We start from the raw sequence: 10,634 nt of genomic DNA, 5'->3' as shown, positions 1-10,634 counted from the left end.
ACGTATGAACTCAGTTGAACGAACTTAAAAGGACGCCGCCAGGCGTTTTTCTTATTACTCAATATCTTAATCAGGCGCAGCTGCAGGCATCCAACCTGTTAGCAGCGCTCCGCCTTCCGAATGGTTACCTGCGGAGAGCTCACCTCCGTGAAGCCTTACAATTCTTTGTGAAATGGTCAGCCCTAATCCGCTGCCTCCAGTTGAACGATTTCTAGATGCTTCACCGCGATATAGAGGTTCAAAAACTCGATGTAGTTCTTCCGAGGAGAAGCCCGGGCCGGTATCACGGATCATAAACTTTATCTTGTTACCTTCTTTATCACATTGAACAACAATTTCACCATGCGAGGGTGTGTGTCTGACGGCATTATCCAACAAATTGTTTATCGCTCGCTCCAATAAATGCAGATCACCGTTAATGAAGCAGTCGTCTGCAGCATGGGTCGAGATCGAGAGGTTCTTTTGGCGAGCTAGCGGACTTAAACTTTCAACCGATTTCAGGATGATGAATTTAAAATCAATCTTCTGATGATGAAGATCCATCTGCACATGCTCCATCTTTGTAAATGTGAACAGGTCCTCTACCAACCGGTCCAATTGCGCCGATTTTTCCTTACAAACCGCCAAATATTTGGTTATTTTATCCGGGGATTGGGCAATGCCTTGCTCCAGACCATCCAAGTAACCTCGTAAGGCGAACAATGGGGTACGCAAATCATGAGCAACAGCTGTAATCACGAATCGGCGCTCTTCTTCCAATTCCGCTTGTTTTTGAAAAGCTTTTTGCATTCCATTCACCATCACTTCGAATGCATCGCGTACCTCAGAGATTTCGGTGATATAGGATCTAGGCAACTCTACATCCCAATCTCCTGCAGCGATTTTTCTAGCTGCAAAGCTCATCTTTTCGAGAGGCTTTAGAAGAAACCTTCGCATTTCAACACCGACAATAAAAAAAGCTAACAATAGCCCGGTAAATATCGAAATGAACTTAGCCGCATTTGACTTCGGAAGATAAATCATGACCTTTCCAAGTAAATGACCGTCCTCTATAATGGAGAACCGTTCGGTAGAAGGCAATACGCCATGGCTCTGCGGATTAGAACGGTAAATTTCTTGATCTGATGCAGATAGAATAGCCGCTTCCATTTTCGCTTGTTGCAACTCATGATGCAATTGGTTTTGCCAATTCGGATCCCTCCATTTGTCCGAATTGATTTCGATCAGCCGTACGATCTTCTCGATCCATTGTCCTTGCAGAATCTCGGCTTGAGATCCATTTTTTGCGAAGCTGAGCGTGTTTGTCTCTATGAAGTGTGTTGTCACATAAAAGATCCACGGCACTAGCATTATGAAAAAGAAAAGCAGTAAAGTAAACGAACGAATACGAAGTGTTCTCATCTTAACCTCCCTCGAAGCGATACCCTATTCCCCATACGTTGACTAGGTATTGAGGATGGTTCGGATCGGATTCAATTTTTTCGCGAAGTCGACCGATGTGCACCCGAATCGTATGCCTGTCGCCTACTCCATTCCAAAATTTCGAAAGTATCTGTTCATATGAAAAAACATGCCTGGGGTGTTCGGCAAATAATCGCAATAATTCATATTCCCTCGGGGTGAGCACTATACTCTTCCCATCCACGAACACTTCTCTTGTGGATAGATTTAACTTGATGCGGCCAAAATCCAGGATTCTCTCACTCATTTGCAGTTGGGAAACAGAACGTCGTAGTACAGCTTTAATCCTGGCTACAATTTCACCGGGTGAAGCGGTTTTGACAATATAATCATCACCGCCGAGCGTCAGGCCGCGAATCTTGTCCACATCGTCGCTGCGTGCGCTCAAGAAAAGGATCGGAACGTTACTCTTCTCCCGAATCCGGCGACATAACTCAAACCCGTTTTGACCCGGCATCATGATGTCAAGAACAATACAATGAATGGAATTCTGCTCAAACAATGTCCAAGCTTGAATAGAATCGCAAGCGGTTATAACGCGAAAATTTTCGTACTCTAAAAAGTCGCTCAATAGTTCAACAATGCTTTGATCATCGTCTACAACCAGTATGGTACTGATTTCACTCATGAATATCCCACCTTTGAAAACTAGTTTATCATTTAACCCCATGCAACAAACAGAACCACCTAATTTGTGATGATTTGTTTATTGTTTTGTGACCTTTATACAACTTCATTTGAGATACTCGTTTGTTACGATACTTCTTGCCGAGTCGGACAGCAAATATCGCGAGTTAGGGCTTTTCTACGCAAAAAACGGATGAAGGAGGTTGACATATTTCCCAGATACGATCCGCAGCTTCGAGAATCAATCGACTGACTTTGAATATGAGGAGGATTATGGATGTTAACGGTTCAAGTCGTGCTTTTTGATGGCTTTGACCTTCTGGATGCCATTGCGCCTTACGAGGTTTTTTGTGCCGCGGCAATGTATGCTGAACACGCGTTAAGCGTAGAATTCGTTACCGCTGAAGGGCCGAGATCCGTCACCAGCGGTATCAACGGGTTAAAAATTGAAGCGAGTGGCAGACTGAACCCGGAACGTACAGGCATCATTCTCGTACCTGGCGCGTCGGGCGACGTCGAAGGAGATGGGCCGAATTCGCCCCCAGCCATTCTGTCTCGGGCATTGAATACGGAATTGGCTGGATTGATTGAGCGAGCACTCGGGCAAAAAGACATCATCGTTGCCACGGTTTGCGGCGGTTCCCTGTTACTGGCCATGGGGGGGCTCTTGGAGGGCAGACCGGCGGTAACGCATCATCTGGGCATGAATGTACTTGGAGCAACCGGAGCCATTCCCGTCCCGGCACGCGTAGTGGATAGCGGCGATCTGGTTACTAGCGGCGGCGTTACTTCGGGACTCGATGTAGCGCTGTATCTGGTGGAACGCGAGCTTGGACCGCGTATCGCGCACGCGGTAGAGCAGCTGTTCGAATATGAACGGAGAGGAACGGTCTGGCGGGAAGAAGGAAGGGCGCCTAGCTCTCACAAGGCAGAGACCGACGAAGAAACGAACATCGCGACGAACAATACGGGGATGATTTATGATACCTCGGAAATCAAATTACCCGGAGAATCTGAATTCGACGGGGATTGGGATACGACAATTGCTACGCCTGTTGGGAAACTGGAGGTCAAGCTCTCCATTTCCATAAGGAATGGGTTGATCCAAGGCCAGGCCACACAAGGGGATGAGACGGTCGAGTTTATAAACCCCTTACTTCAGGATAATAAGCTTACCTGGTCGCTGCGCGTCACGAAACCTATGCGGTTAAATCTAAAATTCGAAGTTATCGTGCGTGGAGATGACATGATTGGATTTGCCAGGGCCGGCATACTGCCTGCATCCAAATTAACAGGCAAGCGTGTTACCTAACCCATAAATGCGAATTGGTCATAAAAATGAGGGGATGGATCGCATGAAGGAATGGAAAATAACATACGGACTTTTGGCCTGCATCAGTATTCTATTTATCCTTTACGCTTTGGTGGCCAATTTTATTATCGATCCTGGAGCCAAGGCGTTTTTAAGCCATAAAATCGGCCTGAAGCGCGAACTAAATCTTCCAGTCTGGATAAACGTTATGCACGTTCATGTTGCGTTTGCCTGCATCGCCATGGCGACGGGGTTGCTGAACTTCTCCAACCGCGTCTTTGAAAAAAGCCGCAAGCTCCACCGTATAAACGGCTACGTTTATTTAGTATCCGTCCTTCTTGTCGTGATTACTTCCGGATATATGGCTCCTTATGCTACTGGAGGAAAAATAAGCAGTATGGGGTTCAATGCTCTTAATATAATATGGCTGTTTATCACCATTATGGCGCTTGTACAAATCAAAAAGAAACGTATCATTCGGCACCGGAACTGGATGATCCGAAGTTACGCCTTTTGTTTTACGAACATGACAATTCATCTCATCACCTCCCTTTTTTATCAGGGATTTGGTCTCATTTACGCTACCAGCTATACAATTGGCGTTTACGGCTCTATTGTGCTGCTGTTGATCATTCCTAACATCATTATCAGAAATATCAATCGATCCAGAAAGGCAGTGTAGGATGAAAAAAATTATAGGAGTACTCATGTCGTTTGTACTAGTTCTATGTCTAGTTACCTCTACAGCAAGTGCGAATTCAAAAGAAAATAATGATCCATTCAAAGACAAAAGGATGCATGTTCAAATCGTCTTGTTCGATGGTTTCGATCTGCTGGACGCATTAGCACCATACGAAGTATTCGCTGCTGCGGGAATGTACTCAAAAGGAAGTTATTGTAGCTACAGTATGCGGTGGTACACTACTGCCTGCGATGGGAGGTTTATTGAAAGATAGACATGCGGTTACCAATCAAATAGGCATGGAAGCGTTAGGATCTCTCGGTGCAATTCCGATTGAAGCAAGAGTCGTTGAAGATGGTCCTCGCTTCGTAAGCGGGGGAGGCGTGACTTCGGGTCTTGATGTGGCCTTGTATTTGATTGATCGTGAGTTAGGTCCCCAAATCGCAAATGCTGTAGAAAAGTTATTCGAGTACGAGAAAAGAGGCACGGTGTGGCGAGCGGAAGGCATTGCGCCGATCAATTTTAACGAAAACTAATACCGATCCGATAAGAGCAACAGCGGCAGACTAGGATGCAAAAGACCCTAGCCTGTCCGCTGTTGTTGGCTCGATCACAGGCCAAAAGAATGCAACTGGCCTTGGTTTGGCTAAATTTTCATGAGACTGACTTGCATCTTATCCAAAACAAAGTTATCATAGATACATAAAATCTTTAATTTGAAATGGAGGAGTGCTATGAAAATTCACAAGCAACTGATTATGCGTTTGAGGTGATGTTCTATTTTTTAGTGGCAACAACGCCGGACAAGATTACTAGACCCATCTTATGACAAATTAAAGATATTATATATCCATAGTATATTTAATTGAAAGGAAGATCACGATGGCTATTCAACATGCGAAAGATTCTACTTTTAAAGAGATGGTGCAGACGGAAGGGATAACAGTAGTGAATTTTTGGGCTGCTTGGTGCGGTCCATGCAGAATGTTTGCACCTGTATTAGAGGAGTTTGAAAAGGAAGCAAATGATTCCATTAAAGTCGTTAAAGTTAATGTAGACGAAAATCCGGTAACCTCTTCACAATTTCAGATTATGAGCATACCGACAACCATTATATTCAAAGATGGACAGCCTCTATATAAAGAAATAGGCATATTGTCGAAAGGTGAACTGCAGCAGCTTGTTGCCTCCAAATAAATCAACAAAAAAGGGGAGATTCTTTTGACTTATGATTGTGCTATTATCGGCGGAGGCCCGGCAGGACTCAATGCGGCTCTGGTACTTGGACGAGCCAGACGCAGTGTTGCGTTATTTGATAACAGCCAGCCCCGAAATGCGGTTACACATGCTTCTCATGGATTTATAACAAGAGACGGTGTGACACCAGCTGAGTTTAGGCGTATTGCATATGAGGAGGTTCTGGGGTATCCCTCCGTTGAACTTTTACCTTGGGAGGTAACCGAGATTCACCGGAATGATCACAGGTTCGTCGCCGTGGCGTCAACCGGAAAACAGATTGAAGCACGCAAATTACTGATCACCACGGGACTTAGGGAGATTTTCCCGGATATTCCAGGTTTACGTGATTGTTATGGAACAAGTTTGTTCAGTTGTCCCTACTGCGATGGTTGGGAGCTTCGAGATCAGCCGCTAATTGTTGTTTCCGAGAACTCTGGAGTGTTTCATATGGCCAAGCTGCTCTATACCTGGAGTAAAGATCTTGTGATTTGTACAAATGGGCATGCGGTTCTGGACAACGATCAAAAACAATTGTTGAAATCCAGAAACATCGAAGTGGTTGAACAAGCAGTAACGATGTTTATCGGTCATGAGGGGAAATTGCGGCAGGTGGAATTTGCGGATGGCACGCGAATCGAGAGAACGGGAGGATTCATTACACCGGAATGGAAACCGAAGGCGTCTTTTCAGGGTTCGCTTGGTTACGAGGTAAATGAGTTTGGCGGTATCGCCACAAATGAGTGGGGCAAAAGCTCGGTTCCAGGTGTGTATGCCGCCGGGGATGCAGCTTACGTAATGCCTTCCCAGTTGATTTTTGCTGCAGCAGGCGGAAGCAAAGCGGCGATTGGCATCAACATGGAGCTGACAGAAGAAGATTTCGTTTAGCTCTAAGTGGACATGTCCTTCTCTTGGGGAAAAAGTTTCTTAGAGAGAAGGACTTTTTTCAAAAGTCATAAGTGTAATGGCTACATATAACAGAAAGGGATGAAGAGGATGATGACGAACGATTTTTTTAATGATGCCGTTTGGGAAGCAGCTTGGAAGAAGGATCCAGATACAGCGGTTAGCAAAATGAAAAAAGCTGGAATTGATCCAGCACATACTTTTGACCATAGGGCAAAGTCATTTAACGAGCAGGCGTTTAGCGAAGAAGGCAGGCGAAGAACAAAACGGATTATGAATTGGCTGGAAAGTCAGGGTGTGACATTTAAAGATATCTCCATATTAGACATTGGAGCGGCCTCAGGCGGATTTACCGTGCCATTTGCGGAGAGAGGGGCTAGTGTTACTTCTGTGGAGCCTAGTCTTCCATTAGTTGAGCTATTGAAAAGTAATATAACGGGATTAAAGAACGGGAATGTAGAGATTGTGGCTGAGCCTTTTGAAGACATTGATATTCAAGCAAAGGGGTGGGAAAAAGCCTTTGATTTCGTATTTGTCTCCATGTGCCCGGTTATTGTCGATTGGGACAGTGTGGAGAAAGTGCTGAGCTGCGCACGACAGTATTGCTATATCAGCCTGTCTGTCGGCTCCAGGGAGCACAGTCTGGTGAAAGAAATTTGGCCTTTGGTCACTGATCAGCCCATGATAACGGAACATTTGGAGATGGCTTATTTGCTCCATTTACTGTATCTCAAAGGGTATTCCTATCAGTCGCTCGTAACCCGGGAAATGAAATCTACAGAAGTATCTAGAGACACGGCGCTCCAGGAGGTTATGGAATGGCTGAGAATTTTCGGTTTGACTGCGGACGACCAGAATAGGAAAATCATAGCCAATTATTTGGAACGGACCTATCCGACGGATAAGGTTGTCATCCAGCAGGGTGGGCGTTTTGGCAAGGTGCTTATTCAATTGAAGGATCAGAGCATGTACACCGGTGTCCAAGAATTTCCCCATAAGTAATTTCTTTAACTATATAATGGACAAAAAATATCTGTAATATCTACAAACTGGAGTGTCTGTAGTAAATTGAGGAACGTTATGAAAAGAAAACCTGTAATCATTGTCGCATCTCTAATCGTCGCGAATTTTTTGGCACAACTCATGCAAACCATGCTGAACACGGCTTTGCCACAAATGATGCTTGACCTTGGAATCCAGGTCAATCGGGCGCAATGGCTGATCACCGTCTATCTTCTGGTTTCTGGAATTGTCATCCCTGTGACGGGATTCCTGATCGGAAAATACTCGACGAGAACCCTGTTTTTCGCATCCGCTGGGGCCTTTACGACAGGGACGCTAATTGCCGGCTTCTCCGTCGACTTCACATTGATCCTATGCGGACGAATTATTCAGGGGATTGGCGCCGGATTGCTGGTACCGGTGTTCCTGAATACGATTATCCTAGTGTTCCCAAAGGAAAAACTCGGGGCAGCGATGGGGCTGGCCAGTCTCATTGTGGGACTCGCCCCTGCACTGGGGCCGACGATTTCCGGCTTCGTGATTCAAAATCATTCTTGGAGAATCTTATTCTATGGGGTGGCGCCCATAGCGATCGCGAACCTGTTTGTCGCATATTATTGCTTGGAAAACGTTTGGGATACGCATAAAGCGAAATTGGACTGGAGATCTATTCTCTATTCGAGTTTGGGCTTCGGTTGTCTGTTGTATGGATTTAGCATCCTTAGCGATCAGGGAAAAGGGATTCAGTTTGCGCTGACCTTCCTTATCGTGGGATTCGCAGTGTCGTTTCTGTTTGTGAAGCGCCAATTCAAACTGGCCGTCCCTTTGCTTGATTTCAACGTATTTCGTTACCCGAGATTTACTTATGCATCGATTATAGGCGTAGTCCTGTTCATTGTGATGGCCGGGGTGGAACTGCTGCTCCCGATATATGCACAAAATGTCAGGGGACTACTGCCTAGAGAATCGGGGCTAATGTTGCTCCCAGGTGCATTGCTGATGGGGGTGTCCGGAGTGGTTTCGGGTAAAATCTACGACCGTTATGGCGGTCGCTATTTGATTCGGATTGGCTTCTTCGGGATAGCCGCCGTAACGGCCCTATTAACGATAGCGCTATCGCTTCACGCTCCGTATGGTCTGTTGGTAGGGTTATATGCGTTGCTTATGACCGGGGTCGGTTTTATGATGACCCCAATTACTGCTTTTGCCATGGCAAGCTTGCCGAATTCGATGATGAATTACGCTTCGCCGATGACCACGGCCATACGTACATTGGGCATGTCAATGGGCGGGGCTCTGCTCATCACCCTGGTGACAATTACCGCAGATTACAGCTCATTATCTTTTCCGATCAATATGCATCAAGGAATTCAAGCCGCATTTTGGTCACTAGCCCTCGTTGCAGCGAGTGGTTTTCTTCTTACCTTCTTTGTTCCATATGGCAAAGGTTTAGTGGAATCGTAGGTCTTGGAGTGTTGCCAGTTACAACGAATAAAGGAGTAATAAGGGAGGCGATATTTGACATAAGCCAATGTAAAAAGTTATTATGGGCACATAAAGTCCATAATTGAGGTGAACATCACGTTATGAAATTTTCTAAAGCGACAAACTATGCTCTTCATACTATGCTCTTTCTTGCCGCATTCCCGCCGAACAAACTTATCGGTGTTCAGCAATTGGCGGAGAGACAAGAGGTTTCTCCAACGTATTTATCCAAAATCCTTACCAAGCTGGTCAAGGCAGGAATGATTGAATCGACTTCAGGAGCCAATGGTGGATATCGCTTAAAACGGAATTGGGAAGAAATCTCGTTTCTCGACGTGATTCATGCCATTGAAGGCTCCGCCTCCTTATTCGACTGCGAAATGAATCATGGATCAGAGTGTTTAGTTCAGAAGGTGATGGTATCGGCTGAAGAGAAAATGGAGGACTTTTTAAAAAAACAAAAATTATCTGAGATTGCTAAGAAAATGACAGTAGTTCTTTGAAGAAAAACTGTTTTTATGAGAATGGTTTATTTTATTAAACCGTGTTCACGAAGAAGAGCTCTCGATATACCTTAATGGTGAATCGAGAGCTTCTTTTGCATATTCGGAAACTTGTCGAATGCAGGAGCCTGGAGGTTCTGGTTTAAACTGAGAAAATAAGTTTTAGACTCACATGGTGGTGCTGAACGGGCAGTATAACGCGATACAGACTCTGTGGTGTATATAAGCTGAATGCTTATCTGAAGGCAGTCCCCTCAGCCAGGGCCCAGTTAAAGATCATTTATTCGTGAGGGCTAAGGGCTAACAAGCGTTTCAGGTTATCATCAATAAACAGATTATCCGCACTGTTGATTCCACGGCCGGCAAAATGGCCCCAGATGGACGGAATTGGCTTAAAGTCGGCATTAGGCATAAACTTGGCTTCGTATGCATTATCGTCGGCTGAGCAGAAGAGGTCCGTGCTCCCCGGCATGATGCAGGCTAGGGCTTTAATGCTTTTAAGCGCCTTCTCAAAATCCCCGTTGTAGGAAGGGTTCGCACTAATATCTGCATGCTGGCCTGTCTCTAACATGGCCAGTACATTATGCGGATCCATCTTCATGAAGCTATGTTCCCAGACCTCGGTCACAAAGGCCTCCAAGGAGTCAAAGCCTAACTCCCGGTACAGCTCCTCCCTATAAAACGCCTGCGACAGTCCCCATCCGGCATAAACCCGGCCAACGGCGCGCATGTCTTCGGAAGTCAGCTGGTTTAGCTTGCTTGAATCAAAGCCTACTCCTGCCAGCAGCGCGGCCTTCAGACTGTCCAGCACCACAAAAGTATGAGGCCAAGTCTTGGCAATTCCCGCGAAAGGCGCAATTCGTTCCACCATCTCCGGGTAACTTGCCCCCCACTGAAAGGCTTGAATGCCGCCCATGGACCAGCCCACTACGAGTGCGATCTTTTGAATGCCAAATTGTTCGGTCACCAGCCGATGCTGGAAACTAACGTTGTCATAGAGGGTTACCTTGGGAAAATGAGCTCGGTCAAACGGAGGGGCTGTGTTGCTGGGAGATGAAGATAACCCGTTGCCCAGCAGATTGGGAACGATAATAAAATATTTGTCCGGATCCAGGGCCATTCCGCTGCCAATCAGCCATTCATTCTGAGTATGCTGGTCACCAAATGCAGTCGGATAGACGATAACATTATCTTTTTGTGCATTTAGTGTCCCATAAGTCTTATATGCTAGAAAAGCGTTCGGCAAAATCACTCCTGATTGCAAGGTGACATCACCCAAATTAAAAATTTCATAATCCATCCTAGAGGCCTCCCTTCTAAATGAAACCACATGTTCAAGGTCAGATGTGATTTCTTGTGTTTAGTATAGAGTCGTGATACTCTCAGGGAAAGTGAACATAATTCACAATAGTATTCAATA

At 45.6% G+C, this 10,634-nt stretch carries 10 protein-coding genes and 1 pseudogene; 8 read left to right on the top strand and 3 right to left on the bottom strand.

Going from position 1 to position 10,634, the window contains the following annotated elements; all coding sequences use genetic code 11:
- Positions 1-66: 66 nt before the first annotated feature.
- Together RW092_RS16920 and RW092_RS16915 are read right to left on the bottom strand one after the other, a co-directional pair.
- Positions 67-1,401 (bottom strand): sensor histidine kinase, encoded by a 1,335-nt coding sequence (locus RW092_RS16920; protein ID WP_316010760.1) that lies wholly within the window; start codon positions 1,399-1,401, stop codon positions 67-69.
- A gap of 1 nt (position 1,402) precedes the next feature.
- The gene (locus tag RW092_RS16915; protein ID WP_016312684.1) at positions 1,403-2,089 is read right to left on the bottom strand and encodes a response regulator transcription factor; all 687 of its coding nucleotides are present in this window, start codon (positions 2,087-2,089) and stop codon (positions 1,403-1,405) included.
- A 276-nt stretch (positions 2,090-2,365) separates the two neighbouring features.
- On the opposite strand from RW092_RS16915, the gene RW092_RS16910 reads away from it, so the two are divergent.
- The 8 genes and pseudogenes from RW092_RS16910 to RW092_RS16875 all read left to right on the top strand — a co-directional run bounded on the left by RW092_RS16910 (position 2,366) and on the right by RW092_RS16875 (position 9,214).
- Positions 2,366-3,400, top strand: a complete 1,035-nt coding sequence (locus tag RW092_RS16910; protein ID WP_316010759.1) for a DJ-1/PfpI family protein — start codon at positions 2,366-2,368, stop codon at positions 3,398-3,400.
- A 43-nt stretch (positions 3,401-3,443) separates the two neighbouring features.
- Positions 3,444-4,082, top strand: coding sequence for a DUF2306 domain-containing protein (locus RW092_RS16905; RefSeq protein WP_068779964.1), 639 nt, complete (start codon positions 3,444-3,446; stop codon positions 4,080-4,082).
- A gap of 112 nt (positions 4,083-4,194) precedes the next feature.
- Positions 4,195-4,597: pseudogene (locus RW092_RS16900) on the top strand (type 1 glutamine amidotransferase family protein); the annotation flags it as partial.
- Positions 4,598-4,964: 367 nt separating this feature from the next.
- On the top strand, positions 4,965-5,279 hold the full coding sequence (gene trxA / locus RW092_RS16895) for a thioredoxin (RefSeq protein WP_016312679.1): 315 nt from the start codon (positions 4,965-4,967) through the stop codon (positions 5,277-5,279).
- Between the two features lie 24 nt (positions 5,280-5,303).
- Complete coding sequence (locus tag RW092_RS16890; RefSeq protein ID WP_316010758.1) at positions 5,304-6,206, top strand: NAD(P)/FAD-dependent oxidoreductase; 903 nt, start codon at positions 5,304-5,306, stop codon at positions 6,204-6,206.
- Between the two features lie 111 nt (positions 6,207-6,317).
- Positions 6,318-7,226, top strand: coding sequence for a methyltransferase domain-containing protein (locus RW092_RS16885; protein WP_316010757.1), 909 nt, complete (start codon positions 6,318-6,320; stop codon positions 7,224-7,226).
- A 78-nt stretch (positions 7,227-7,304) separates the two neighbouring features.
- Positions 7,305-8,690, top strand: coding sequence for a DHA2 family efflux MFS transporter permease subunit (locus RW092_RS16880; RefSeq protein WP_316010756.1), 1,386 nt, complete (start codon positions 7,305-7,307; stop codon positions 8,688-8,690).
- Positions 8,691-8,812: 122 nt separating this feature from the next.
- On the top strand, positions 8,813-9,214 hold the full coding sequence (locus RW092_RS16875) for an Rrf2 family transcriptional regulator (RefSeq protein WP_127576477.1): 402 nt from the start codon (positions 8,813-8,815) through the stop codon (positions 9,212-9,214).
- Positions 9,215-9,494: 280 nt separating this feature from the next.
- Here RW092_RS16875 and RW092_RS16870 read toward each other — a convergent pair whose 3' ends face one another.
- Positions 9,495-10,514, bottom strand: coding sequence for an alpha/beta fold hydrolase (locus RW092_RS16870; protein WP_016312674.1), 1,020 nt, complete (start codon positions 10,512-10,514; stop codon positions 9,495-9,497).
- Between the last annotated feature and the right edge of the window lie 120 nt (positions 10,515-10,634).

The sequence above is a fragment of the Paenibacillus sp. 3LSP genome, assembly GCF_032465655.1.
Lineage (GTDB): Bacteria > Bacillota > Bacilli > Paenibacillales > Paenibacillaceae > Fontibacillus > Fontibacillus barengoltzii.
The sequence above is the reverse complement of the archived record's forward strand: the minus strand, read 5'-3'. Positions and strand labels throughout refer to the sequence as shown.

Bases quoted from the DNA above. Each gene is read 5' to 3' on its own strand.
- RW092_RS16910 (WP_316010759.1), top strand. From the start codon at position 2,366: ATGTTAACGGTTCAAGTCGTGCTTTTTGATGGCTTTGACCTTCTGGAT.
- RW092_RS16885 (WP_316010757.1), top strand. From the start codon at position 6,318: ATGACGAACGATTTTTTTAATGATGCCGTTTGGGAAGCAGCTTGGAAG.
- RW092_RS16920 (WP_316010760.1), bottom strand. From the start codon at position 1,401: ATGAGAACACTTCGTATTCGTTCGTTTACTTTACTGCTTTTCTTTTTC.
- RW092_RS16875 (WP_127576477.1), top strand. From the start codon at position 8,813: ATGAAATTTTCTAAAGCGACAAACTATGCTCTTCATACTATGCTCTTT.
- trxA (WP_016312679.1), top strand. From the start codon at position 4,965: ATGGCTATTCAACATGCGAAAGATTCTACTTTTAAAGAGATGGTGCAG.
- RW092_RS16880 (WP_316010756.1), top strand. From the start codon at position 7,305: ATGAAAAGAAAACCTGTAATCATTGTCGCATCTCTAATCGTCGCGAAT.
- RW092_RS16870 (WP_016312674.1), bottom strand. From the start codon at position 10,514: ATGGATTATGAAATTTTTAATTTGGGTGATGTCACCTTGCAATCAGGA.
- RW092_RS16915 (WP_016312684.1), bottom strand. From the start codon at position 2,089: ATGAGTGAAATCAGTACCATACTGGTTGTAGACGATGATCAAAGCATT.
- RW092_RS16905 (WP_068779964.1), top strand. From the start codon at position 3,444: ATGAAGGAATGGAAAATAACATACGGACTTTTGGCCTGCATCAGTATT.